General features: G+C 19.6%; 23 protein-coding genes, 2 tRNA genes and 1 pseudogene. 10 read left to right on the forward strand and 16 right to left on the reverse strand.

Features of this window, described 5'->3' with window-relative positions; genetic code table 11:
• The first annotated feature begins 48 nt into the window (after window positions 1-48).
• From pheS to tyrS, 4 genes are all read left to right on the forward strand, one after another.
• Complete coding sequence (pheS, locus tag GJT91_RS00530; RefSeq protein ID WP_168868317.1) at window positions 49-1044, forward strand: phenylalanine--tRNA ligase subunit alpha; 996 nt, start codon at window positions 49-51, stop codon at window positions 1042-1044.
• Window positions 1041-3158 carry a phenylalanine--tRNA ligase subunit beta gene (gene pheT / locus GJT91_RS00535; RefSeq protein ID WP_168868318.1) on the forward strand — a complete coding sequence of 706 codons (2118 nt, stop codon included), beginning with the start codon at window positions 1041-1043 and terminating at the stop codon, window positions 3156-3158. Before pheS ends, pheT begins: the two co-directional genes overlap by 4 nt.
• A gap of 156 nt (window positions 3159-3314) precedes the next feature.
• Complete coding sequence (locus GJT91_RS00540) at window positions 3315-3935, forward strand: riboflavin synthase (RefSeq protein ID WP_168868319.1); 621 nt, start codon at window positions 3315-3317, stop codon at window positions 3933-3935.
• Window positions 3936-3957: 22 nt separating this feature from the next.
• Window positions 3958-5247, forward strand: a complete 1290-nt coding sequence (tyrS, locus tag GJT91_RS00545; protein ID WP_168868320.1) for a tyrosine--tRNA ligase — start codon at window positions 3958-3960, stop codon at window positions 5245-5247.
• 22 nt (window positions 5248-5269) lie between these two features.
• Here tyrS and GJT91_RS00550 read toward each other — a convergent pair.
• Window positions 5270-5342, reverse strand: a tRNA-Val gene (locus GJT91_RS00550).
• A gap of 1429 nt (window positions 5343-6771) precedes the next feature.
• On the opposite strand from GJT91_RS00550, the gene grxD reads away from it, so the two are divergent.
• The gene (gene grxD, locus GJT91_RS00555) at window positions 6772-7089 is read left to right on the forward strand and encodes a Grx4 family monothiol glutaredoxin (protein WP_168868321.1); all 318 of its coding nucleotides are present in this window, start codon (window positions 6772-6774) and stop codon (window positions 7087-7089) included.
• A gap of 8 nt (window positions 7090-7097) precedes the next feature.
• Here the strand turns inward: grxD and rnt are convergent, their stop codons facing one another.
• A complete protein-coding gene (gene rnt, locus GJT91_RS00560) occupies window positions 7098-7739 on the reverse strand; it encodes a ribonuclease T (RefSeq protein ID WP_168868322.1) in 642 nt (213 codons plus the stop codon).
• Between the two features lie 304 nt (window positions 7740-8043).
• Window positions 8044-8724, reverse strand: a complete 681-nt coding sequence (tsaB, locus tag GJT91_RS00565) for a tRNA (adenosine(37)-N6)-threonylcarbamoyltransferase complex dimerization subunit type 1 TsaB (protein WP_168868323.1) — start codon at window positions 8722-8724, stop codon at window positions 8044-8046.
• A gap of 254 nt (window positions 8725-8978) precedes the next feature.
• On the opposite strand from tsaB, the gene hslV reads away from it, so the two are divergent.
• Window positions 8979-9512, forward strand: coding sequence for an ATP-dependent protease subunit HslV (gene hslV / locus GJT91_RS00570; protein WP_168868324.1), 534 nt, complete (start codon window positions 8979-8981; stop codon window positions 9510-9512).
• Between the two features lie 14 nt (window positions 9513-9526).
• On the forward strand, window positions 9527-10846 hold the full coding sequence (hslU, locus tag GJT91_RS00575; RefSeq protein ID WP_168868325.1) for an ATP-dependent protease ATPase subunit HslU: 1320 nt from the start codon (window positions 9527-9529) through the stop codon (window positions 10844-10846).
• Window positions 10847-10939: 93 nt separating this feature from the next.
• Here the strand turns inward: hslU and hisIE are convergent, their stop codons facing one another.
• From hisIE to rnhA, 9 genes and pseudogenes are all read right to left on the reverse strand, one after another.
• Window positions 10940-11557, reverse strand: a complete 618-nt coding sequence (gene hisIE, locus GJT91_RS00580; protein ID WP_168868326.1) for a bifunctional phosphoribosyl-AMP cyclohydrolase/phosphoribosyl-ATP diphosphatase HisIE — start codon at window positions 11555-11557, stop codon at window positions 10940-10942.
• Window positions 11551-12330, reverse strand: a complete 780-nt coding sequence (gene hisF / locus GJT91_RS00585; RefSeq protein ID WP_168868327.1) for an imidazole glycerol phosphate synthase subunit HisF — start codon at window positions 12328-12330, stop codon at window positions 11551-11553. The genes hisIE and hisF overlap by 7 nt, the downstream gene beginning before the upstream one ends.
• Window positions 12312-13052 (reverse strand): 1-(5-phosphoribosyl)-5-[(5-phosphoribosylamino)methylideneamino]imidazole-4-carboxamide isomerase, encoded by a 741-nt coding sequence (locus GJT91_RS00590; protein ID WP_168868328.1) that lies wholly within the window; start codon window positions 13050-13052, stop codon window positions 12312-12314. The genes hisF and GJT91_RS00590 overlap by 19 nt, the downstream gene beginning before the upstream one ends.
• A 9-nt stretch (window positions 13053-13061) precedes the next feature.
• On the reverse strand, window positions 13062-13652 hold the full coding sequence (gene hisH / locus GJT91_RS00595) for an imidazole glycerol phosphate synthase subunit HisH (protein WP_168868329.1): 591 nt from the start codon (window positions 13650-13652) through the stop codon (window positions 13062-13064).
• Window positions 13649-14716, reverse strand: coding sequence for a bifunctional histidinol-phosphatase/imidazoleglycerol-phosphate dehydratase HisB (gene hisB / locus GJT91_RS00600; RefSeq protein WP_168868330.1), 1068 nt, complete (start codon window positions 14714-14716; stop codon window positions 13649-13651). The genes hisH and hisB overlap by 4 nt, the downstream gene beginning before the upstream one ends.
• 10 nt (window positions 14717-14726) lie before the next feature.
• Window positions 14727-15848: a histidinol-phosphate transaminase gene (gene hisC / locus GJT91_RS02275; protein ID WP_246212912.1), complete on the reverse strand. Its 1122-nt coding sequence runs from the start codon at window positions 15846-15848 to the stop codon at window positions 14727-14729.
• Window positions 15825-17129 (reverse strand): annotated as a pseudogene (gene hisD / locus GJT91_RS02280) (histidinol dehydrogenase); the annotation flags it as partial. The gene hisC and the pseudogene hisD, both read right to left, overlap by 24 nt.
• A gap of 2 nt (window positions 17130-17131) precedes the next feature.
• A complete protein-coding gene (hisG, locus tag GJT91_RS00610; RefSeq protein WP_168868331.1) occupies window positions 17132-18031 on the reverse strand; it encodes an ATP phosphoribosyltransferase in 900 nt (299 codons plus the stop codon).
• Window positions 18032-18205: 174 nt separating this feature from the next.
• Window positions 18206-18676 carry a ribonuclease HI gene (gene rnhA, locus GJT91_RS00615; protein WP_168868332.1) on the reverse strand — a complete coding sequence of 157 codons (471 nt, stop codon included), beginning with the start codon at window positions 18674-18676 and terminating at the stop codon, window positions 18206-18208.
• 45 nt (window positions 18677-18721) lie between these two features.
• On the opposite strand from rnhA, the gene dnaQ reads away from it, so the two are divergent.
• On the forward strand, window positions 18722-19456 hold the full coding sequence (gene dnaQ, locus GJT91_RS00620) for a DNA polymerase III subunit epsilon (protein WP_168868333.1): 735 nt from the start codon (window positions 18722-18724) through the stop codon (window positions 19454-19456).
• Between the two features lie 59 nt (window positions 19457-19515).
• Window positions 19516-19589, forward strand: a tRNA-Asp gene (locus GJT91_RS00625).
• Window positions 19590-19619: 30 nt separating this feature from the next.
• On the opposite strand, the gene GJT91_RS00630 is transcribed toward GJT91_RS00625, so the two are convergent.
• The 4 genes from GJT91_RS00630 to tkt all read right to left on the reverse strand — a co-directional run bounded on the left by GJT91_RS00630 (window position 19620) and on the right by tkt (window position 24871).
• Window positions 19620-20453: a mechanosensitive ion channel domain-containing protein gene (locus GJT91_RS00630; RefSeq protein ID WP_168868334.1), complete on the reverse strand. Its 834-nt coding sequence runs from the start codon at window positions 20451-20453 to the stop codon at window positions 19620-19622.
• A gap of 56 nt (window positions 20454-20509) precedes the next feature.
• The gene (gene fbaA / locus GJT91_RS00635) at window positions 20510-21589 is read right to left on the reverse strand and encodes a class II fructose-bisphosphate aldolase (protein WP_168868335.1); all 1080 of its coding nucleotides are present in this window, start codon (window positions 21587-21589) and stop codon (window positions 20510-20512) included.
• Between the two features lie 65 nt (window positions 21590-21654).
• Window positions 21655-22824: a phosphoglycerate kinase gene (locus tag GJT91_RS00640; protein WP_168868336.1), complete on the reverse strand. Its 1170-nt coding sequence runs from the start codon at window positions 22822-22824 to the stop codon at window positions 21655-21657.
• Between the two features lie 46 nt (window positions 22825-22870).
• Window positions 22871-24871 (reverse strand): transketolase, encoded by a 2001-nt coding sequence (gene tkt, locus GJT91_RS00645; protein ID WP_168868337.1) that lies wholly within the window; start codon window positions 24869-24871, stop codon window positions 22871-22873.
• 195 nt (window positions 24872-25066) lie between these two features.
• Here tkt and metK point away from each other — a divergent pair, with 195 nt between their 5' ends.
• The gene (metK, locus tag GJT91_RS00650; protein WP_168868338.1) at window positions 25067-26221 is read left to right on the forward strand and encodes a methionine adenosyltransferase; all 1155 of its coding nucleotides are present in this window, start codon (window positions 25067-25069) and stop codon (window positions 26219-26221) included.
• Window positions 26222-26245: the final 24 nt, after the last annotated feature.

Genomic DNA, 26245 nt, shown 5'->3' on the forward strand with positions numbered 1-26245 from the left:
TTTTATATAAGAATTTATATTTTATAGTATATTAAAGAGAATATTTCTATGAAATCTGATGATTTAATAATTACTATTAAAAAGGAAATTTCTGCAATAAAAGATATTGTTAATTTAAATATATTAAAGATAAAATATTTAGGAAAAAAAGGTTATATATCTTCTCAATTTTTACTTATAAAAAAATTAAATAAAAAAGAAAAAATTAATAAAAGTATTATTATTAATAGTCAAAAAAAGCAAATTAAAAAAATAATAAAAGAACGTATAAAAGAAATAAAATTAATAAAAAATAATAAACAATATTCGAATCATGAAATAGATATATCTTTACCAGGAAAATTTATTAAAATAGGTTCCGAACATCCTTTAAATTATATTATTAAAAAAATTGAAAATTTTTTTGTAAAAATAGGATTTAAAATAGTTATAGGTCTTGAAATAGAAGATAGTTTTCATAATTTTGATGCATTAAATATTCCTAAATATCATCCAGCAAGAACAGAAAAAGACACATTTTGGTTAGATAAAAATATTTTATTACGTACACAAACGTCTAATATACAAATTAGAATAATGAAAAAAAAAAAACCTCCTATACGAATACTAACTTCTGGGAAAGTTTATCGTAATGATTATGATAATAATCACACACCAATGTTTCATCAAATAGAAGGTTTATATATTGATAAAAAAGTAAGTTTTACAGATTTAAAAGGAATATTATCTATATTTTTAGATTTTTTTTTCGGGAAAAAATATCAAACACGTATTAGACCTTCCTATTTCCCATTTACAGAACCTTCTTTAGAAATGGATATTTTAAATAAGAATAAAAAATGGATAGAAGTTTTAGGAGCAGGAATGGTACATCCTAATGTATTAAAAAATGTTAATATAAATTCTTCTAAATATAATGGATTTGCTTTTGGTATAGGAGTAGAACGATTAACAATGTTATATTATAATATAAATGATATTCGTTCATTTTATGAAAATGATTTACGTTTTCTTAAACAATTTAAATTAAATAATTTTATATGATTAAACTTAGTGAATCATGGTTACGTGAATGGTTAAAAATTAATGAAGATATTAATGTTTTATCTAAAAAATTAACAAAATTAGGTTTTGAAGTAGAAAAAATAGAACATATTTGTATTAATAATAATTATGATAATATTTTATATATAAATATTCCATTTAATAGACCAGATTGTTTAAGTATATTAGGTTTATCAAGAGATTTATCTACTTTATATAATAAATCTTTTTTTAAAAATCTTCATGATAATTTTTTAAAAAAGACTAAAAAATATAATATAAATATTTTTTTTGATAAAAAAATTGAAAAAAAATTATATCAATATAATTATTGTATAATAAAAAATATTAATTTTCAAAAAAAAAAATTTGTAACGATTAAAAATAGATTACATCAATCAGGTTTATATATACATAAAAATCCAATATTAAATATTCGTAATTATATATTTTTAGAATTAGGTTATCCTATTCAATTTTATGATTTTAATAAAATTAAAGGAAATATTTATATAACAGATAATAAAAAAAATAAATTTAATTTTATTGATACTGAAAATCAAAAAATTAATTTTGATAGTAATAATTTATTAATTATTAAAGATAATAATAAAATATTATCTATACCTGCAATAACTCAAAATAAAAAAATAATAGTAGAATTAAATACAAAAGATATTTTAATAGAATGTTTGCTTTTAAATAAAGTATATATAAATTCACTTTTTAAAAAATTTAATTTTCATAATAATATTTCTAATATGTATACTAGATATTTAGATCCATTAATTACTAAAAAAGTAATTATAAGAACAGTAGAATTATTATTAGAAATATTTCAAGGACAAATAAGTAATATATATTCATTTAATATAAATAATTATAATTATATTCATAAAAAAATAACATTATTTTTTCATACAATAGATAAAATTTTAGGTTTTAATATTAATAAAAAGAATATAAAAGAAATTTTAATTAAATTAGGTTTTTTTATTATAAAAAAAACAATTCATTATTATATTATACAAATACCTAGCTGGCGTAATGATATAAATATAGAAGAAGATATAATAGAAGAAATTATACGTATATATGGATATAATAAAATTCCCAATAATGTAAAAATATATTTAACTGAAAATAATATTTTAAAAAATAATAAATTTAAATTAAAAAATGATAAAATTAATATAAAAAAAATTAAAAATATATTAATTCAAAAAGGATATTATGAAGTAATTAATTATAGCTTTATAAATCCTAAAATACAATCTATTTTATATCCTAAAATAAATTGTATTAAGATTAATAATCCTATTACAAAAGAATTATCTGTAATGCGTAATTCATTATTATATGGTTTAATAAATAATATTATTTATAATCAAAATAGACAACAGAAAAATTTACGTTTTTTTGAATATGGTTTATGTTTTTATAAAAATTCAGAAAAAAAATTAGGTATATTACAAAAATTTGTATTATCTGGTATAGTTAATGGTAATATATATGAAGATTATTGGAATGAAAAAAATAGACTTATTAATTTTTATGATTTAAAAGGTGATTTAGAATCTATTTTTAGCTGTTTTATTAAAAAAAATAAAATTGAATTTCGTAAAAACTGTAAAATAACAATTTTACATCCTAATATAAATTCATTAATTTATTTTAATAATATATATATTGGATATATCGGCATGTTACATCCTCAATTAATTAATTATTTTAATATAGAAAATAAAAATACTTTTTTTTTCGAATTATTTTTTAATAAAATTATTATTAATAATATTTTTTCTATTAAAAAAGTTATTAATTTCCCAATTAATCGTAGAGATATTTCTTTTATTATTAATAAAAATATCTATTTTAGAAATATAGTAAATGAATTAAATTCATTAAATCTAAAAGAAATAATAAAAATAAATATATTTGATATATATAAAGGTAAAAATATTCCTGTTGGTTTTAAAAGCATTACTTTAAGTCTATTTATTCAAAATAAAAAATATACTTTAAATGAAAAAGAAATAAATTTTATTTTAAATAAGTGTATTTCAAAATTAAAAGAAAAATTTCAAATTTTATTAAGAGATCATATTATTTAATATAATCTAAAAAAAATTAAAATTATTTATAAAATTATTTAAATAAATAAAAGTTTATTTTTATCTATCATGATTAATTAAATATTTTTTATTATAAAAAATAATAATTATTTGTTAATATATAATTCACAAATATACTTAAGAGCTAAGTGTAAAATGTTTACAGGAATTATTCAATCCATAGGTCAAATTAAAAATATTATTTTTAAAAAAAATTTATATTTTATTTATATAAAAATACAAAAAAAATTTAAAAAAAATTTAAAAATAGGACAATCAATTTCTAATAATGGATGTTGTTTAACAATTATTAATTTATATAAAAATATAATTGTTTTTAATATAATAAAAGAAACATTTGATATGACAACTTTTAAAAAAATTAAAATAGGTGATTATTTAAATCTTGAAAAACCTATGAAAATAAATGATTTTATTGGAGGACATATAGTTACAGGACATATTACTGATATAGCTAAAATTATTAATATTAAGAATTATAATTTATTTAAAATTTTATGGATAAAACCAAATAATATTGTTCAAATGAATTATATTTTTCAAAAAGGATCAATATGTATTGATGGTATTAGTTTAACTATAGATAAAAAATTAAAAAAAGAATTTAGTGTAAATATAATACCGGAAACATTATTAAAAACTACATTATCAAATAAAAATATTAGTGATTATGTAAATATTGAAATTGATTTATATTCTCAAATTATAGTTAAAACAGTAAAAAAAATTTATCAAAATAATATTAAATATATTTAATAAAATAAATAAAGGAATATGGATGTTAATAAAAAAAAAAAGAAAAATAGATGTTATACAAATATTAGAAAATCGTAATATTTTATATCAAGTAACTAATAAAAATAATTTATGTAAAATTTTAAAAGAAAAAAATATTAATCTTTATTGTGGATTTGATTTAACAGCAGATAGTTTACACATAGGTCATCTTATACAATTAATTACACTACAATATTTTCAAAAATTAGGACATAAACCAATAATTTTATTAGGTGGAGCTACTAGTTTAATTGGTGATCCTAGTTTCAAATTAAAAAAAAGACAAACTAATTCAATAGAGTTAATAAATACATGGTTACAAAAAATTAGTTTACAATTAGAAAATTTTTTAGATTTTGATTGTGGTCACTATAGTGCAAATATAATTAATAATTATGAATGGTTTCATAAAATGGATATTTTATCGTTCTTAAAAAAAATAGGAAAATATTTTTATATTAATAATATGATGAATAAAGATTCAATAAAAAAAAGAATGACAAATAATAATGTAGAAGGTATCTCTTTTAAAGAATTTTCTTATAATTTATTGCAATCTTATGATTTTGCTTACTTAAATAAAAATTTTAATGTTATCCTCCAAATTGGAGGATCTGATCAATGGGGACATATTATTTCCGGTATTGATCTTGTAAAAAAAATAAATAAAAAAAAAGTTTTTGGTTTAACTACAAATTTAATTATTAAAAATGATGGAACCAAATTTGGAAAAACAGAAAATAAAACAATTTGGTTAGATTCTAAAAAAACTAGTCCATATAAATTTTTTCAATTTTGGTTAAATATTCCAGATTCAATAGTATTTAATTTTTTATATATGTTTACTAATTATGAAATAAATTTTATTAACCATTTTAAACAAAAAAATCAAAGAATTAAAAAAGATAGTCCTCAATATTTATTAGCTGAATATCTTACAAAAATAGTTCATGGGGAAAAAAAATTAAATATATCAAAAAAAATAACTAATTTACTTTTTAATAAAAATATAAATAATTTATCAGAAAAAGAATTCTATATATTACTAAATAATATTAATAATCTTTATTTAGAAAATAAAGAATTTGATTTATCAACAATTCTTATTTTAAGTAAATTTGTCTCATCTCGTAATCAAGCTTTTATTATGATCAAATCACATTCAATATATATAAATAATGAAAAAATATTAAATAATTCATTTATTTTTACAAAATATCATAAAAAATTTAACCATTTTACTTTATTACGTAAAGGAAAAAAAAATTTTTGTTTAATTTATTGGAAATAAAAAATATTTAATTATGATTTTATGCGTTCTAGAGGATTTGAACCTCTGACTTTCACCATGTCATAGTGACACTCTAACCACTGAGTTAAGAACGCATTTATAAAATAAATATTAATAATATATATATAATATATATTATTATTTTAATAGTCAATTTTTTGTATTTTTATAATATTTAATATAATTAAAAACCTAAATCTAAAAATCCTAAAAAATTCATTAGTAATGATATAATAAAATGAGTAATATATAAAAATAATCAAGGGGGTAAATTTATTATATAATAAGAAAAAATGTAATTAAAAAATAAATTTATTATCTACTTTTAAAATTACATATCCTATAATTTGAATAAAATCTAAAATTTAATAAATAAATGCTAATAAAATTAGATATGAAGATAAATTTATAATATTTATATTAAAATTATATAATAATACCATTTTATTTCTAAAAATAATACATCTTAAAATAATAAAGAAAGATATTATTATTTTTATAATTTGTAGAATTTAACTAATAATTTTTGATTTATCTTTATTAACTTAAGCTAAGGATCCTATAATTAGGATTTATTGAAATATTTAAAGATAAAGAAGAAACAAAAATTAATAAACTAAAATTCAAATTTATTTAATGACTAATCATATTTTCTATTTTCATATTAAAAAATATTAATAAAAAAATAACAATAAATAATTTTATTTAAAAAGAATGAATAATCAAATAAGAATTTCTAATTTTAATAATTTCATTAATATTCTAATATTAAATTTATTAAATAAACTAAAATATTTAATATTATTAAAAAATTTAAATTATAATATATATTATATGGTAATAAAAAAATTATCTAATATATTAAAATTATAAATATATTATATTACTATAAATTTTGGTTTTTAATAATTAAATATATGTATACAAATTATATTTGTATACATATATTTAATTATTTTTAACCAATTAATTAATCTGTATACAATAAATAATAAACTTATATATTAGTGTTTTAATATTTGTAATAATAAATATCCTAGTATACTTTATGAAATAATTTTTAAATAAAAAAATTAATTTTATAAATAATAAACATTATATTATATAAAATAATATTATTACTAATAAATATAATTATTATATATATTTTGTTATATTTTTTTATTATTAAATTAATTTATTTTTGTATTAATTATTAATAAATATAATAAGTTACTATAACTAAATAATACTATTATAGCTATCATAACTAAATCTATATTATTATAATAATAATTAGGCTAGATAATATTTAGAATATTTATGAAATAAACATGCTATTTTTGTTAAAATAATTAGTATTGTAATATTAAATAATTTTTTTATTTTAATTAAATATTTTTACATATATATCCTTTTTAATTTTAATATTTATTGAGTTTTAAATAATAAAGTAAATATATTTTTAAAAAAATTTGAAATTATTTTATATGATTAATATAATTATATTAGTTTAAAATAAATTAATATTAAATTGAGGAATTTATGCAAATTTTTCAAAAAATTAAAGAACAGATAAAAAATAATCCTATTATTTTATATATGAAAGGAACACCTAATAATCCTCAGTGTGGTTTTTCAAATAAAGCTATAAAAATTATTTTATATTATAAAGTAAAATTTACTTATATAGATGTTTTAAAAAACCCTGATATTAGAAATTTTTTACCAAAATATGCTAATTGGCCTACTTTTCCTCAATTATGGGTAAATAATAAATTAATAGGAGGATATGATATCCTAAATTCATTACATAATACAAAAAAATTAAAAAAAATTTTAAATTTTAAAAAAAATAATTAATTTAATATTTAAAATAAAAATTTTGGAGGCCATCCTCCTATTTCTTTCCACTTATTAACTAATTTACAAAATAATTCAGCAGTACGATTAGTATCATATAAAGCTGAATGTGCTTGATTATTATCAAAAGAGATTCCCATAGCATGACATGATTTTGCTAAAACAGTTTGACCTAAAATTAAACCACTCATTGAAGCAGTATCAAATGTTACAAAAGAATGAAATGGATTATAATTTTCCATTTTTGTACGTTTTATAGCTTCCATAATAAAACTATGATCAAAACTAGCATTATGTGCTACTATAACTGCTTTTTTACATCTGTTTTTTTTTATATCTTGAGAAATTTTTGAAAAAATAATTTTTAAAGCTTTATTTTCAGTTATAGCACCTCTTAACGAGGTATTAATATTTATACCATTAAAAGCTAATGCATCTTTAGATATATGAGAACCATTGAAAGGTAAAATGTGAAAATGTAACATTTCATTTTTTTCTAACCAACCATTATTCATTTTTAATGTTATTAGACTAATTTCTAATATAGCATTATATTTGGAATTAAATCCTGAAGTTTCAATATCTATTACAACAGGATAAAATCCTCTAAATCTAGAAGATAAAAGATTAAATTTTGATAATTTATTCATTTTTTAAAATTTTAAATATATTAACATTAATTTTATATACATAAATAAATTATACTTTTATGAAAAAAATTACAAGTATAAAATATTAAAACTATTTTATAATTAAATTAATTTTTTACCAAAATTTTTTTTAAAATAACATTTAAATTTAATTTTAAAATTAATTTATTATAATAATAACTATAAAAAAAATAATATAAATTAAAAAATAATAAAAATAAAAATAGGAATTTATATTTTAATTAAATTTTTAAATAAGAATAAAATTTATATAAAAAATCCTAATTATATATTAAATTTATATTTAAAAAATATTTTTAATATAATTAATTTTATAATGTTTTTTTATTTTTTTTTTATTTAATAAAATATTATCAATAATATTAATAATTTCTTCTGATGAATTAGATAAATTTTTAATAAAATATATTTTTAAATTTTTATTTAATTTTTTTTTTATATAAAATCTTATTTTTTCACTAATATTAGAAGTTAAAACCCATATTCCTTTTAATATTAAAATTTTTTTTAAAAAATCATTATAATTTAATAAACATTCACTATTCTTACCAATCCATAAACCTTTAAAATTTTTTTTATATAAAGCAAAATATATATAATTTTTATTACATTTTATTACAGTTATTATATTTTTAATTCCAGTTAATTTCCAAGATTTTTCAGCAATAATCATTAAATGAGATAAACCAATTTTAGGAATATTAAGAGCATAAGATATACTATCAATTGTTGCAATACCTATTCTTAAACTTGTAAAATTACCCGGTCCTAAATTACATCCTAATAAATTTAAATTAGATAATAATAACTTATTTTTTTTTAAAATATTATGAATTAAATGTAATATATATTTTATATGTGAGTAAGGACAATATATTTTTTCATTATAAATAATATTTTTACTTTTTAAAGTAATAAGACAATATTCAGTAGAAGTATCAATAGCTAAAATATTTTTGCACATAAAATTTTATTATTAATTAATTAAATATAAATTTATTGTTTAAAATTTAAATTATGTTATAATTTTACTGTTTTTAATAGAATTAAAACTTTTTTTTATAAAAAAATTATAATATTATATATTATATAATAATTATTTATTTAATTAATTTAAATTTTATTAAAAATATTATTAATATTTAATATTTAATATTTAATATTTAATATTTTAGTGTTATGAGATATAAAAAATAATAATTGAGGATAACGTAACTCATGACAACAATAGTTAGTGTAAGAAAAAATGGAGATGTAGTTATTGGTGGTGATGGACAAGCTACTCTTGGTCATATTATAATGAAAGGAAATGTAAAAAAAATTCGTAAATTATATAATAATACAGTAATTGCTGGTTTTGCCGGAGGTACTGCGGATGCTTTTACACTTTTTGAATTATTTGAACAAAAATTAGAAATATATCAAGGAAATTTAACAAAATCTGCAGTAGAATTAGCAAAAGATTGGAGAACAGATCGTATTTTACGTAAATTAGAAGCATTATTAGTAATTGCGGATAAAGTTACTTCTTTAATAATTACGGGTAGTGGAGATGTAATTCAACCTGAAAATAATATAGTGACTATTGGTTCTGGTGGTCCATATGCACAAGCTTCTGCACGGGCTTTATTTGAAAATACTAATTTAAGTGCATATGAAATAGTAAAAAAATCTTTAAATATTGCAGGAGATATTTGTATATACACTAATCATAATTTTACAATTGAAAAATTACCATCTAATAAAGCATGAGGAAAATGCTAATTATGTCTGAAATGACTCCAAAAGAAATCGTTAATGAATTAAATAAATTTATTATTGGTCAAGAAAATGCAAAAAAAGCTGTAGCTATTGCATTAAGAAATCGTTGGCGACGTATGCAACTTAATGAAAATTTAAGACAAGAAGTAACACCCAAAAATATATTAATGATAGGACCTACTGGAGTAGGAAAAACTGAAATTGCACGTCGTTTAGCAAAATTAGCAAATGCTCCTTTTATTAAAGTAGAAGCAACTAAATTTACTGAAATTGGTTATGTAGGAAAAGAGGTAGATTCTATTATTCGAGATTTAACTGATGTTGCAATAAAAATGATACGTATAAAAGAATTTAAAAAAAATTGTGATAAAGCAAGAAAAATGGCCGAAGAAAGAATTCTTAATGTATTAGTACCTAATAAAAATAATTGGAATCAAGATGATAATATTAAATCTATTCGTGAAAAATTAAAAATTAAATTAAAAAAAGGATTATTAGATAATCAAGAAATTGAAATTAATATATCAAGCTCCCCAATGGGGATCGAAATTATGGCACCTCCCGGTATGGAGGAAATGACAAGCCAATTACAATCATTATTTCAAAATTTAGGAGGTAATAAACAAAAAAAACGTAAATTAAAAATTAAAAATGCTGTGAAATTATTAATAGAAGAAGAAGCAAATAAATTAATTAATAATGAAAATATTAAACAAAAAGCTATAGAATCAGTTGAACAAAATGGTATTGTTTTTTTAGATGAAATAGATAAAATTTGTAGAAGAAACAACAATATATCATCAGATGTCTCACGAGAAGGTGTACAAAGAGATTTATTACCATTAGTAGAGGGATGTACAGTTTCAACAAAACACGGAATGGTTAAAACAGATCATATTTTATTTATTGCATCAGGATCATTTCAAATATCTAAACCCTCTGATTTAATTCCAGAATTACAAGGTAGATTACCTATTAGAGTAGAATTAAAAGCTCTTACTAGTAATGATTTTGAAAGAATTCTTATAGAACCTAATGCTTCTATAACAGTGCAATATAAAGCACTTTTAGCAACTGAAAAAATAAATATTATCTTTACTAAAGATGGCATTAAAAGAATAGCTGAATCTGCTTGGAAAGTAAATGAAACAACAGAAAACATAGGAGCAAGAAGATTACATACTGTTCTTGAACATTTAATGTCAGATATTTCTTATGAAATTGATGAATATAATAATAAATCAATTTTTATTGATAAAAATTATGTAAGTAAACATCTTGATTCATTAATCATAAATGAAGATATTAGTAGATATATTTTATAATAAATTTGCCATTTTATTTTTCTATAAAAAGTGTATTAATATGATAAATTAAAAAATTTACTTTAAGTATAATTAATGAAAAATAAATAAAATTTAATTATTTCTTTTTTTTAAAATATTTATAATATCATTTAAATTAATATTTTTAAATCTTAAAAGTATAATTAAATGATATATTAAATCCGCTGTTTCTTCAATAAAACTTGTCTTATTATTATGATTTGCAGCTATAATAGTTTCTATAGCTTCTTCGCCTACTTTCTGTGATATTCTTTTTAAACCACTTTGATATAAGCTATAGGTATATGAAAAAGGTTTTATATTATTTTTTTCTTTTTTTTTATCTAAATATATTTCTAATAAATATAAAAAGGTAAAATTTGATATAGATTTTTTAAAACAACTATATTCATTTAAATGACATGTTTTATTAACCGGATCTACCAAAATAAGTAATGTATCTTTATCACAATCTGTAGTAATATTTTTTAAAAATAAAAAATTACCTGTGGTTTCTCCTTTTGTCCATATTTTTTTTTTAGTTCGAGAAAAAAATGTAACTTTTTTAGTTTTTAAAGTTATTTCTAAAGATTTTTTATTCATATAAGCATGCATAAGAATTTGTCCAGAAATTTTATGTTGTATAATAGCAGGTATTAATCCATTAGTTTTTATCCAATTTAAATTACTTATAAAATTTTCTTTTAACATATTCTTACCTCTATATTTTTTTTATATAAAAAATTTTTTAATACTGTAATATTAAGAATATTTTTATGAAAGATGGATGCTGCTAAAGCACCATCTACATTAATTTTTTTATTGAACACATTATAAAAATCTTCTTTAGAACCTGCACCTCCAGAAGCAATTAATGGAATTTTACAAATTTTTCTTATTTTTTTTAGTTGTTTTAAATCATAACCACTACATAATCCATCTTTATTCATTGTATTTAATACTATTTCACCAGCTCCTAAATTTTGTACTTTTTTAATCCATTCAATTGTTTCCCAATTAGTTACCTTAGTGTATTTTATATTACCAGTATATTTATAAACATGATATTTTTTTGTTTTTTTATTATAATAAGAATCAATACCTACTACTACACATTGTTTTCCAAAATATTCTGATAATTTTGTAATTAAAGAAGGATTATTTAATGCAGGAGAATTTATAGATATTTTTTCAGCTCCTAAATGCAATATTTGTGCAGCATCATTTACTGATTTAATTCCTCCTGCTACACAAAAAGGTATATTAATTAAATTTGCTATTTGAGATATCCATTTTTTATTAACTAATCGATTATCAATTGATGCTGTAATATCATAAAATATTAATTCATCTGCCCCTTCTTTATCATATCTAGAAGCTAATGATAAAATATCTCCTACAATTTGATGATTTTTAAATTGTTTACCTTTAACAACTTTATCTTTATAAACATCTAAACAAGGAATTATTCTTTTTGCCAACATAAATTAGCCTCTTTAAGAGAAAATATTTTTTCTAAAAAAGCTCTTCCAATAATTATATCCTTTATTCCAATTTTTTTTAAATTTTTAATATCTTTTAATTTGGATATACCTCCTGATGCTTGAAAAAATATTTCTGGATATTTTTTAACAATCTCATTATAAAGATTTATATTAGGTCCTAATAAAGTACCATCTTTAGAAATATCAGTACATAAAACATATTTTAATCCTAAATCTAAAAATTTTTCTATAATATCTTCAAAAATAACATTACTTTTATTTTGCCATCCATTAATAAAAATTATTTTTTTATTATTTATATCAAATTTAATATCTAATGCTAAAATTAAAGAATACGGATTATATAATTTAAACCATTTTTTAACATTATTAAAATTTTGTATAATTGAAGAACCTAATATAATTTGTGCTTTAGGCATTAAACCTAAAATAAAATCTATATCTTTTTTAGTTCGAATACCTCCTCCTATTTGTATAGAAATAGGATTAATTTTAGATAAATTCTTTAATAAAGAAGTTTGTTTTTCACTAGGATTTTTTGCACCATCTAAATCTATTAAGTGTATTTTTTTAGCTCCTTGTTTTAAATATTTTTCAATATAAAAAAACGGTTTATATAAATATTTACGTTTTAAATTAAATTTACCTTGATGTAGTCTAACAACTTGTCCTTTTATTAAATCAATAGCTGGAATAATCATTTTTTTATTTTATATTTGTAAAAAATTTTTAATTAATTGAATTCCATTAGTTCCTGATCTTTCTGGATGAAATTGTACTCCAAAAAAATTATTTTTTTGTATAGCCGAACTAAATGAATTTTCATACTTTGTTTTAGCTATAGTATAATTATTTAAATTAATATTATAACTATGAGAAAAATAAAAATAAGAATTTGTATGTATATTTTTAAATAATGGAGATTTTTTTATAATATTTACTGTATTCCATCCCATGTGTGGAATTGGTAAATTTTTATTATTCATTAAATGGACCGAATAATTTAAAATTCCTAAAGTATTTATTCCTTTATTTTCTTCACTATATTTACCTAAAATTTGCATTCCTAAACATATTCCTAAAATATCTTTTTTACAATTTTTAATTAATTTTATTAAATTATCATTTTTTAATTTTTTTATTGCAGAGTATGCTGAACCTACTCCTGGTAAAAAAATTTTATCAGCATTTAAAATTAAATCTTTATTATTTGTAACAATAGCATTAAATCCTATTTTTTTTATAGTTGATTTTAAAGAATAAAAATTACCACAAGATGTATCTAAAATAACAATATTCAATCTAATACTCCTTTTGAACTAGGAATAATATTATTTACAATTTTTATTGCTTGTTTTAAAGTACACCCAAATGCTTTAAATAAACTTTCAACTTTATGATGATCATTATCTCCTATAACCTTTAAATATATATTACATGACATAGAATACGATAAAGAATAAAAAAAATGTTTAATCATATCAGTATTTAAATCACCAACTTTTTGATATTTAAATTTAGCATAATATTGTAAATATGGTCTTCCTGATAAATCTAACGCACATTGTGCTAATGATTCATCCATAGGTAATAAAAAACCAAATCTATTAATTCCTTTTTTATTTCCAATAGCTTTAGATAAAGCTTGTCCTAATGATATTGCAATATCTTCTATTGTATGATGATCATCAATTTTTAAATCTCCTTTACTAAAAATATTTAAAATAAATCCTCCATGTATTGCTATTTGTTCTAACATATGATTTAAAAAATTAATTCCTGTATTAATTATATTTTTTCCTTTTCTATCTAAAAATAACTCTACAAATATTTTAGTTTCTTTTGTTACTCTTTTTATTATAGCATATCTTTTAATTGGTGTTAATTTACTTAAAATATCTAACCAATTACATTTTTTGCTGTTATATAAAATACCGTTAATACCAATATTTTTAGCTAATTCTAAATCAGTTAAACGATCACCTATTACATAACTATTTTTTTTATCTAAGTCATTATTTAAATAAAATTTTAACATTGTTATGTTTGGTTTTCTACATATACAATTATCATATGAATAATGAGGACATATCAAAATATCTTCAAATTTTATATTTTGAGATTTAAAAATACTAAGCATAAAATTATGAGGTATATTAAAATTTTTGTAAGAAAAAGATTCAGTACCTAGACCATCTTGATTTGTGATCATTACAAATGAATAAGACAATTTTTTTAATTCTGATAATACAATAATAACATTTTTTTCAAAAAATAGTTTATTTATATGATCAATTTGATAATTATTCTTTGGTTCAGATATTAATGTACCATCTCTATCTATGAAAAGTATTTTTTTTAACATATATTAAACCTTAATGTGATAATTTTTTTAATTCAAAAAGTAATTTTTTACATTCATAAAATGTTCCTATTGTAATTCTTAAACAATTATTTAATCTTTTTTCATGATTTTGATTTCTAACAATTATTTTATTTTTATATAATTCTTTAAAAATATAATTAGAATTGTAAAATTTAATTAAAATAAAATTTGTTTCACTATAAAATATTTTTTTTATAATTTTACATTTTTTTAAATTATTAATTAACCATTTTTTATTATCGATAATTATTTCTACATTTTTTTTCATAATGATCAAATTTTTAGGATATAAAGCTTGTTTTGCTATATCTATTACAGGATCTGGTATTGGATAAGGAGCTATAACTTTTTGTAAAATATTGATAATTTTTTTATTAGTTAATATGAAACCACAACGTAAACCAGCTAATCCAAATGCTTTTGATAAAGTTCTTATTATAATTAAATTATTATATTTATTTATTAAATTAATTAGAGTTTTATTTATACAAAATTCAATATATGCTTCATCGATAACAACAATTATATTATAATATACTAATTTTAAAAGTTTTATTATATTTTTTTTATCTAAACAATTACCTGTAGGATTATTTGGATGACAAATAAATATTATTTTAACATTATAAAGATTTTCTTTAATAAGATTTATATTTAATTCCCAATTATCCAAACTGTTAATCATAATATATTTAATATTTAATATTTCAGCATTAACACGATACATATCATATGTAGGAGGACAAAATAAAATTTTTTCTTTTTTAGGATCACAAAAAGTACGCATAATTATATCTATACCTTCATCTGCTCCTCTAGTAATTAAAATATTTTTAGAATTTAAATTTATGTATTTACTATAAAAATTAATTAATTCCTGAGATTGTGGTTCTGGATATTTGTTAAATATTTTTTTATTTAAAGAAAAAAGAGAAATAATAGGAGATTCATTAGCATTTAATAAAATTGAATCATTATTATTATTATTATTATATAATGACCTTGCTGATTGATATGGTTTAAGATTAATAATATTTTTTCTAACTATATTATTTATATTTTTTTTTATATTTAATAAATTATTATTAATAAAATTTTTTCTTACAGTAATAGCATTACTATGACCTAACAAATTTTCTGATTTTGCCATAATTTCTACTGTATGAGAAATATTTAATAATCCTTGTTTAGTTAGTTTCTGTACGGATATTTTTTTTTGAAAATCATATACTCCTAAACAAGAATAAGTTAATGCATGTCCGTAAGTTGGTAAAACGTGATTAGTTCCTGATGCATAATCTCCAGCTGACTCAGGAGACCAATTACCTAAAAAAATGGATCCAGCATTAATAATTTTAGGTAAAATTTTATGATAATTTTTACATTGAATTATAAGATGTTCGGGAGCATATTTATTAACTATTTTTATACATTCTTCAATATTTTTAACTATTATAATATAACTATTATTTAGAGATTTTTTTGCTATTTTTTCTTTAGGTAATATTTTTAATTTTTTATAAAGTTTTTTTTGAACTAATTTTGCTATTTTTTCTTCAGGAGTAAGTAAAAATACTTGTGAATCAATTCCATGTTCTGCTTGTGATAATAAATCAGCTATAATAAAATTATAATTTGCTGATTTATCTGCTATAATCATTAATTCTGATGGGCCTGCTGGCATATCTATAGAAATATTTTTATAAAAAATTTCATTTTGATTATTAACTTGTCTTTTAGCTTCTGTAACAAAAAAATTTCCTGGACCAAAAATTTTATTTACTTTATTTACTGATTCAGTACCAAAAGCCATTGCAGCTATAGCCTGAGCTCCTCCTATTTGAAAAATATTTTTTATATTACATAAATATGCGGAAAATAAGATTTCATTAGATATAGGAGGTGGAGAACATAATATAATATTTGGACATAATGCTAATTTTGCAGGTATTCCTAACATTAATACAGTAGAAAATAATGATGATGTACCTCCAGGAATATATAATCCTATTTTAGATATAGGACGATAAATTTGTTGACAAAAGACACCAGGTATAATTTCAATTATTTTTTTTTTTAATAATTGAGATTTATGAAATTTATATATATTATTATATGCTTGTTGTATAGCAACTTTAATATTTTTTTTTATATATAATTTTGAATTATTTATTTTTTCCTGATTTATTTTTAATTTATTAGTTTTAATTTTATCAAATAATAAATTATATTTTTTTAAAGCACTATCACCTTTTTTTTTAACTTTATTTAAAATATCTGTTACATCATTTTTAATTTTTTTATCTATTAAAAATATTGGTCTAGATAAAAATTTTTTTTTTTGAATTTTATTATAATTATTCCAATATATAAGATTATTTATAATAGTCATTTTTACTCCATTATTTTTTCAATAGGTAAAACTAAAATAGAACTTACTCCTAATGATTTTAATTTTTCCATTGTTTCCCAAAATAGTGTTTCACTACTTACCATATGCATTGCTACTTTTTTATTATCTCCAACTAATGGTAAAATAGTAGGATTTTCAGCACCTGGTAATAATGCAATTACTTCTTTTAATTTTTTATTAGGAGCATGTAACATTATATATTTTGATTCTCTAGCTTTTATAACTCCTTTAATTCGAGTTAATAATTTATTTATTAATTTTTGTTTAATCTTTTTAATTTTACCACATCGTTGTATTAAACATGCTTGTGAATTATAAATAACTTTTACTTCTTTTATACCATTTGCTTCCAATGTAGACCCTGTTGATACTAGATCACAAATAGCATCTGATAAACCTACTCTAGGTGCTAATTCAACAGAACCATTTAACATACAAGATTTAAATATAATATTATGTTTATCAAGATATTTTTTTAAAATATTAGGATAAGATGTTGCAATACAAGAATTTTGTAAAGATTGTAAACCTGTATATTTTTTATTAATAGGTATTGCTATCGATAATCTACATATACCAAAATCTAATTTACGTAAAGTTAAATAGTTTGCTTTTTCTCCTTTAGATAAACGAGTTAAAACTTCTTCTTCTAAAACATTTTTTCCAATAATTCCTAAATCAACAACTTCTTCCATTATTAATCCTGGAATATCATCATCACGTACTCTTAATATATCAATTGGCATATTTTCAGTAAAAGCTATTAAACGTTGTTGATTTAAATTAATTTTAAGACCACATTTTTTTAATAATTTACTAGATTCATTACTTAAACGACCAGATTTTTGCATAGCTATTCTTAAACGATTATTGTCTAGCATGCTTTATACCTTTTTTTAGAAAAACTTAAAATTTTTATAAAAAATCTTATTTAAAGTTTAATTTTATAATTTTCATTAAAATTAGAATTTTATTTTAATTTAACAAATATTTTTTATTTCTAAAAATTATTTAAACATAAAATAATTTTTATACTTTTTTATATTTTAAAATATCTATTTTTTTATTGTTATATATCCTAAATCATTATTTATAGGATTTTTTGCTGAAAAACGAGCCAATTCATCACATTTATTATTCATCTTATGATATGAATGTCCTTTTATCCAATTCCAATTAACATTATGTTTTAATAAAGCTGAATCTAATCTTTTCCATAAATCAATATTTTTTACTATTTTTTTATTATTACGAATCCAATTAAATTTTTTCCAAAAATATATCCATTTCGTAATACCTTCTTTTAAATATCTACTATCAGTAGATATATAAATTTTACAACTTTCTTTTAAAGATTCAAATGCAATAATAGATGCCATTAATTCCATTCTATTATTAGTAGTTAAAAAAAAACCTTGAGTTAAAATTTTTTCATATTTATTATATTGTAAAATGGCTGCACAACCTCCAGGACCAGGATTATATATACAAGAACCATCTGTAAAAATATTTATATTTTTATACATAAAACTTCTTTTTTTTTAAAATTTATTTTATTTATATAAACAAATATGAAAAAAATTGATATACGTCAAGTAGTTTTAGATACGGAAACTACAGGTATGAATTTTTCTCCACCATATTATTTAGGACATCGTATAATAGAAATAGGAATAGTGGAAATTATTAATCGTAATATAACTAATAATAACTTTCATACATATTTAAATCCTAAACAAATTATAAGTCAAGATGCTTTTAATATCCATGGTATTTCTAATAAATTTTTATTTGACAAACCTATTTTTTCTGATATTGTGAATAAATTTTTAAATTATATAACAGGATCAGAATTAATTATTCATAATGCACAATTTGATATTAATTTTTTAAACTATGAATTATCATTATTAAAAAATAATCTACCTAAAATTGAAAGTATTTGTAAAATTAAAGATACATTAAAAATAGCTAGAAATCTTTTTCCTGGAAAAAGAAATTCATTGAATTCTTTATGTTCTAGATTTAATTTAGATAATAGTAAACGTCATTTACATGGAGCATTATTAGATGCAAAATTTTTAGCAAAAATTTTTTTATTTATGACTACTAAACAAAATACATTTAAATTAGAATTATTAAAAATTAAAAATAATAATATTGATATAAAATTACCATTTTTTTATAAAAAACAAATAGAAAAAAAATTTTTAATCATATACGCTTCTAATAAAGAATTAGAATTACATAAATTACAATTAAAGTTAATTAAAAAAAAATGTGGATTTTGTTTATGGTTAAAATAAAAAGTAAATAAAAAATATTGATAATTAATAATTTATAACATATAATGCAAAAATATTATGGTGCGATAGTTCAGTTGGTTAGAATACCGGCCTGTCACGCCGGGGGTCACGGGTTCAAATCCCGTTCGCACCGTGTATTTTTTTAAATAAAACTAATCTTAGTTTAGTCATTATGTATCCATAATACACAAGATTTTTTATATAATTCTAAATTATTTTTTAAAATATTGATTAAGTCTGAACAAATTTCTTTTTTATTTCGAAAATCATTGATCCAAAAAAAAATAGTAAAATTAATAGAATTATTAGTAATTTCATCAATAATAACATTTACAATAGAATTTTTTATTATTTTATTATTTATTGAAATTGTATCTAATAATATTTTTTTTATAATATTAATGTCTTCTTGTATTAAATTACGTGAAACACCTAAAGTAATTTTATTACGATATTCATTTGCTTTAGAAAAATTTATTATATTTTCTGTTAAAATTTTACCATTAGGTACAGATATAATAGTTCCATCAAATGTTTTAAAAAGAGTACAAAAAATTTCCACATTAGTTATTTTACCGGTAACATTACCTATATTAATATAGTCTCCTACTTTAAAAATCCGAAAAGTAATGATTAATAATCCTGATGCTAAATTTGCTAATGCACTTTGCCAAGCTAAACCGACTACTAATCCTATAGTACCAAATGCTGCAAAAATAGATGATGTTTGTAATCCAATACTACTTAATGCACTAACTATTACAAATATTGTTAAACTATATTTTAAAATATTAGAAAGAAAACCAATTGTTATTGGATCTATATTTCTAATAGTAAAAATATTTTTTATGGTTTTAGTAATAATTTTCACACCCCATAATCCAAAAAATAAAATCATACCTGCTAAAAAAAAATGTTCAAATTGATAAAAAATAAAAATTTTATTATTTATAATCCATAATTTTATAAAATCTAATACACTAGTAAATTTACTCATATTTTAATAATCCATTTTATAAAATAAATTATATTTTTTTTTATAATTAAAATTTTTTATAATGTATTAATTGCATTTAATTCTTTAAAAATTTTCTCTAATTTTTTTTTTATTGAAATTTGAGATGCTCTAATCCACGATCTTGGATCGTAATATTCTTTATTAGGTTTATTTAAACCATTAGGATTTCCTAACTGTTTTAGTAAAAATTTTTTATTTTTTTTAAAATATTTAAATATACCTTTCCATGTTGCCCATTGAATATCTGTATCAATATTCATTTTTATGACACCATATTTTATAGATTCTTTAATTTCAGATAATGAAGATCCAGAACCACCATGAAATACAAAATTTATAGGATTTTTAGTAAGATTATTTTTTTTACAAATAAAATTTTGTGAATCTCTTAAAATTTTTGGTAATAATTGTACATTACCTTTTTGGTATACTCCATGTACATTTCCAAAAGATGCTGCAATAATAAATTGAGAACTAATTAATTTTAATTTTTCATAAGCATAATTAACATCATAAGGATCAGTATATAATAATTTTCTAGTTAAATTACTATTATTTATACCATCTTCTTCTCCTCCTGTACATCCTAATTCTATTTCTAATGTCATATTCATTTTTGACATTCTTTTTAAATATTGACTACATATTTTAACATTATCTATAACTGATTCAGTAGATAAATCTATCATATGAGATGAAAATAAAGGTTTTTTATGTTTTAGAAAATATTTTTCATTTTCATTTAATAAATTATCGATCCATGATAATTTATCTTTAGGACAATGATCAGTATGTAAAATTACTGGTATACCATAATATTTAGCAATTTGATGAACATGTTTTGCTCCAGATATAGCTCCAATTATAGAAGCTAATTTATTATTAATAATTTGTAATCCTTTTCCTGCAATAAAAGCAGAACCTGCATTGGAAAATTGAATAATAACTGGAGATTTTACTTTAGCTGCAGTTTCTAAAACTACATTAATAGAATCTGTACCAATACAATTAATTGCTGGTAATGCAAAATTATGTTTTTTTGCTATTTTAAAAATAGTTTGCACATCATTACCAACAACGACACCAGGTTTTATATAATTTAAAATTTTGGGCATAATGTATATTTTACCTTATTATTTTTTTTATATTTTAAATATAATTATTGTTATTATTTTAATTTTTAAATATAATTTTTTAGTAAATTATTTTCTAATTTTGATATAACAGGTAATTGATTACCTTCAATATATTTTAAAAAAGCACCTCCACCTGTAGAAATATAGGAAATTTTATCAAAAACATTAAATAACTCTATAGCAGATAAAGTATCTCCTCCACCTACAATTGAAAAAATATTATTTTTAATAATAGCATTAATTATTGCTTCAGTTCCTTTTCTAAATTTTTTAAACTCAAATACTCCAACAGGACCATTCCATAATATAGTTTTTGCTTTTTTTAATTCATTTTTTATTAGGTTAATTGTTTTATCTCCTATATCAAGAATTTTTTCATTTCTTAATATTTTATTTACTTTTTTCATTTTTACTGGAGAATCATCAGAAAATGAAATACCTACTCGACAATCAACTGGGATAATAAGATTATTATATTTTTTTACTATTTTTTGAGCTAAAAAAACACTATTTGGTTCATATAATGAACTACCAATATTATTATTTAATGATAAAATAGTATTTGCTATACCTCCTCCAACTATTACTTTATCGGATAATTCTGCTAGTTTTTTTAAAATATTAAATTTAGTAGATATTTTAGAACCACCAATAATAGATATTATTGGTTTTTTAGGATTTTTTAAAAATTTTTTTAGATTTTTTATTTCATTAATTAATAATAATCCAGCACAATATTGTTTAGTAAAATTCATAATTCCATAAGTAGATGAATGCATGCGATGTGATGTAGCAAATGCATCCATTACAAATATATCGCATAAAGAAGCATATTTTTTAGATAATTCTTTATTATTATTTTTTTCACCAATATTAAAACGTACATTTTCTAAAAGAGTTATTGTATTTTTTTTTAAACTAATTCCGTTTAAATAATTTTTTTTTAAAACTACTTTATAAGATAAAATTTTTTCTAAATAAATAGCAATATTTTTTAATGAATATAAAGAATTATAGTGTCCTTCAATAGGTCTACCTAAATGAGAAGCTAAAATAATTTTAGCTCCTTTTTTTAAAGCATATCTAATAGTAGGTAATGATAATTTAATTCTAATATCAGAATTAATATTACCTTTTAAATCTATTGGAACATTAAAATCAGATCTAATTAATAAAATTTTATTTTTAATATCAATATTTAAAATACTTAACATAAATAAATTTATCCTATAATTTAAATTAAAAAATAATTTAATAAAATTAACTAAGAATTTTTTTTATTTTTAAAATAATATTTTGTACAGTAAAACCAAATTTATTAAATAATTCATTAGCAGGTGCTGAATATCCAAAATCATTAATTCCAATAATATCACCATCTAGACCAACATATTTATACCAATAATTTTTTGATCCAGCTTCAATGGCTATTTTATATTTAACATTATTTGGTAATACATGATTTTTATATTTTTGTGTTTGCTTATCAAAAACATCAGTAGATGGCATAGAAACAATTCTAATTTTATATTTTAAAATAGATAATTTTTTATATACTTCTATTGCTAAAGCAACTTCAGAACCAGTAGCTATTAATATAATTTTAGGATTTTTATCTAAACAATCTTTTAATATGTATCCACCATATGATATATAAGATATTTTATTTTTATTTCTTTCTTGTGTAGGTAAATTCTGTCTGGATAAAACTAAAATAGTAGGATTATTTATATTTTCTATAGCTTTTTTCCAAGCTATAGCTGTTTCAATTTTATCACATGGACGCCAAATACTTATATTTGGAATTAATCTTAAACTAGTTAATTGTTCTATTGGTTGATGTGTCGGTCCATCTTCACCAATACCGATTGAATCATGTGTATAGATCATTATATTTCTAATTTTCATTAAAGAAGCCATTCTTATAGCATTACGACAATAATCTGAAAAAACTAAAAAAGTAGCAGTATAAGTAATAAAACCACAATATAAAGCTATTCCATTTGCAATTGCAGTCATCCCAAATTCTCTTACTCCATAATAAATATAATTTCCATTTTTAATTTTATTAATTGGTTTAGAATTTTTTAATATAGTTAAATTACTAATAGATAAATCAGCAGAACCTCCTAATAATTCTGGTAATAATTTAGAATATTTGTTTAATATATATTGAGATGATTCTCTTGTTGATAAATTTGTAAAATTTTTATTTATTTTATTAATAAGTTTATATGTTTCATAATTCCAATTATTAGGAAGAATATTATTTAATCTTCTTTCTAATTCTTTAGCTAATTTAGGAAATATAAGAGAATAATTTTTAAAATTATCTTTCCATTTTAATTCTTTTATATTACCTTTATTTTTTGCATTCCATTTTTTATAAATAGATGAAGGAATTTCAAAAGGTTTATAATTCCAATTTAATTGTTTTTTTGTTAAAATAATTTCTTTTATACCTAAAGGAGATCCATGTGCAATATTTTTTCCTGATTTATTTGGCGATCCAAAAGCAATTGTTGTATTACAAATTAATAAAGTTGGTTTACTTTCTTTTAAAGATTTTGCTTTTTTAATCGCTGTATCTATATTTTCAAAATTATGTCCATCTATATTAGATATAACATTCCATTGATAAGATTCAAATCTTTTTTTAGTATCATCATTACACCATCCCTTAATATTCCCATCAATAGATATTCCATTATTATCATAGAAAACTATCAATTTTTTTAGTTTTAGTGTTCCCGCTAGAGAACATACTTCATGAGAAATTCCTTCCATTAAACATCCATCACCAACAAAAACATAAGTATAATGATTAATTATATTATAATTTGGTCTATTGAATTGTGCAGCTAGAGTTTTTTCAGCAATAGCCATACCGACAGCATTAGCTAATCCTTGTCCTAAAGGACCAGTACTAGTTTCAATACCTGGAGTACATCCAAATTCCGGATGTCCAGGAGTTTTAGAATGTAATTTTCTAAAATTTTTTAAATCCGATATTGTTATATTATAACCAGTTAAATGTAATAAACTATAAATTAACATTGAACAATGTCCATTTGATAATATAAATCTATCACGATTTATCCATTTAGGATTATTAGGATTATGATTTAAATGATTACGCCAAAGTACTTCTGCTATATCTGCCATACCCATAGGTCCGCCAGGATGCCCAGAATTAGAATTTTGTATAGCATCTATACTTAGAAATCGGATAGCATTAGCAAGATCTCTTTTGGAAAGCATAGTTTAAATTACTCCTAAAATTTTTTTTAAAAAATTATTTTTATAAAAATATTATTTATATAAAGAAATATATACTTAAAATGTTTTAAAATCTATTTATTATAAATTTATAATTTTTATATATTTTTGTTAAAAAATATATATAATATTAATATATAATATTTTTTTTATAGTAATTATATAATGAGGGTATTAATGACAGAATATTTATTTACTTCAGAATCTGTATCAGAAGGACACCCAGATAAAATAGCAGATCAAATTTCTGACGCTATATTAGATAATATAATTAAACAAGATATAACTTCACGTGTAGCATGTGAAACATACATTAAAAATAACATGGTATTAATTGGTGGTGAAATAACTACCAAAGCTAAAATAAATATAGAAATTATTACTAGAAATACTATAAAAGAAATTGGATATACCAATCCTAAAAAAGGTTTTGATGCAAATACATGTACAATATTAAATATTATAAGTAAACAATCAAAAGATATCAAGAAAGGAATAACTAATTTAAATAAATATAATCAAGGAGCAGGAGATCAAGGTTTTGTATTTGGTTATGCAACAAATGAAACTGATGTATTAATGCCAGCGCCTATTACATATGCTCATAAATTAGTATATCAACAAGCAAAAATTAGAAAAAAAAAAATTATATCATGGTTAGAACCAGATGCAAAAAGCCAAATTACTTTTAAATATAAAAATAATAAAATTATTTATATAGATTCTGTAGTTTTATCTACTCAGCTATCAAAAAATATACCATATAAAAAATTACAAGAAGCTATTATGGAAGAAATTATTAAACCAGTATTACCTAAAATATGGATTAATAAAAAAACTAAATTTTTTATTAACCCATCTGGACGTTTTATTATTGGAGGCCCCATAAGTGATTGTGGTTTAACAGGAAGAAAAATTATTGTAGATACTTATGGTGGTATGGCTAGACACGGAGGAGGAGCTTTTTCTGGTAAAGATCCATCTAAGGTAGATAGATCGGCTGCATATGCAGCTCGTTATATAGCAAAAAATATAGTTGCTTCATCTTTAGCATCACGTTGTGAAATACAAATTGCATATATTATCGGAATTTCTAATCCAATATCAATAATGGTAAATACATTTGGTACTGGTAAGGTACCTGATGATAAATTAGTTTTTTTTATTAAAGAAATATTTGATTTAAGACCATTTAATTTAATAAAAATGTTAGATCTTTTAAAACCTATATATAAAAAAACTGCTTCTTATGGTCATTTTGGAAGAAATATTTTTTCATGGGAAAAACTTAATAAAGTAAATGAATTTAAAAATATTTCAGGTATTAAATAATAAATAATTTTTAAAAAATATATT

The organism is Enterobacteriaceae endosymbiont of Donacia semicuprea (assembly GCF_012570535.1).
GTDB lineage: Bacteria > Pseudomonadota > Gammaproteobacteria > Enterobacterales > Enterobacteriaceae.

Bases quoted from the DNA above. Each gene is read 5' to 3' on its own strand.
- GJT91_RS00630 (WP_168868334.1), bottom strand. From the start codon at position 20,453: ATGAGTAAATTTACTAGTGTATTAGATTTTATAAAATTATGGATTATA.
- metK (WP_168868338.1), top strand. From the start codon at position 25,067: ATGACAGAATATTTATTTACTTCAGAATCTGTATCAGAAGGACACCCA.
- GJT91_RS00590 (WP_168868328.1), bottom strand. From the start codon at position 13,052: ATGATTATTCCAGCTATTGATTTAATAAAAGGACAAGTTGTTAGACTA.
- hisF (WP_168868327.1), bottom strand. From the start codon at position 12,330: ATGTTGGCAAAAAGAATAATTCCTTGTTTAGATGTTTATAAAGATAAA.
- pheT (WP_168868318.1), top strand. From the start codon at position 1,041: ATGATTAAACTTAGTGAATCATGGTTACGTGAATGGTTAAAAATTAAT.
- GJT91_RS00540 (WP_168868319.1), top strand. From the start codon at position 3,315: ATGTTTACAGGAATTATTCAATCCATAGGTCAAATTAAAAATATTATT.
- dnaQ (WP_168868333.1), top strand. From the start codon at position 18,722: ATGAAAAAAATTGATATACGTCAAGTAGTTTTAGATACGGAAACTACA.
- hslU (WP_168868325.1), top strand. From the start codon at position 9,527: ATGTCTGAAATGACTCCAAAAGAAATCGTTAATGAATTAAATAAATTT.
- hisB (WP_168868330.1), bottom strand. From the start codon at position 14,716: ATGTTAAAAAAAATACTTTTCATAGATAGAGATGGTACATTAATATCT.
- rnt (WP_168868322.1), bottom strand. From the start codon at position 7,739: ATGAATAAATTATCAAAATTTAATCTTTTATCTTCTAGATTTAGAGGA.
- hisIE (WP_168868326.1), bottom strand. From the start codon at position 11,557: ATGTTAAAAGAAAATTTTATAAGTAATTTAAATTGGATAAAAACTAAT.
- GJT91_RS00640 (WP_168868336.1), bottom strand. From the start codon at position 22,824: ATGTTAAGTATTTTAAATATTGATATTAAAAATAAAATTTTATTAATT.
- tsaB (WP_168868323.1), bottom strand. From the start codon at position 8,724: ATGTGCAAAAATATTTTAGCTATTGATACTTCTACTGAATATTGTCTT.
- hisG (WP_168868331.1), bottom strand. From the start codon at position 18,031: ATGCTAGACAATAATCGTTTAAGAATAGCTATGCAAAAATCTGGTCGT.
- hslV (WP_168868324.1), top strand. From the start codon at position 8,979: ATGACAACAATAGTTAGTGTAAGAAAAAATGGAGATGTAGTTATTGGT.
- grxD (WP_168868321.1), top strand. From the start codon at position 6,772: ATGCAAATTTTTCAAAAAATTAAAGAACAGATAAAAAATAATCCTATT.
- tyrS (WP_168868320.1), top strand. From the start codon at position 3,958: ATGTTAATAAAAAAAAAAAGAAAAATAGATGTTATACAAATATTAGAA.
- tkt (WP_168868337.1), bottom strand. From the start codon at position 24,871: ATGCTTTCCAAAAGAGATCTTGCTAATGCTATCCGATTTCTAAGTATA.
- pheS (WP_168868317.1), top strand. From the start codon at position 49: ATGAAATCTGATGATTTAATAATTACTATTAAAAAGGAAATTTCTGCA.
- rnhA (WP_168868332.1), bottom strand. From the start codon at position 18,676: ATGTATAAAAATATAAATATTTTTACAGATGGTTCTTGTATATATAAT.
- fbaA (WP_168868335.1), bottom strand. From the start codon at position 21,589: ATGCCCAAAATTTTAAATTATATAAAACCTGGTGTCGTTGTTGGTAAT.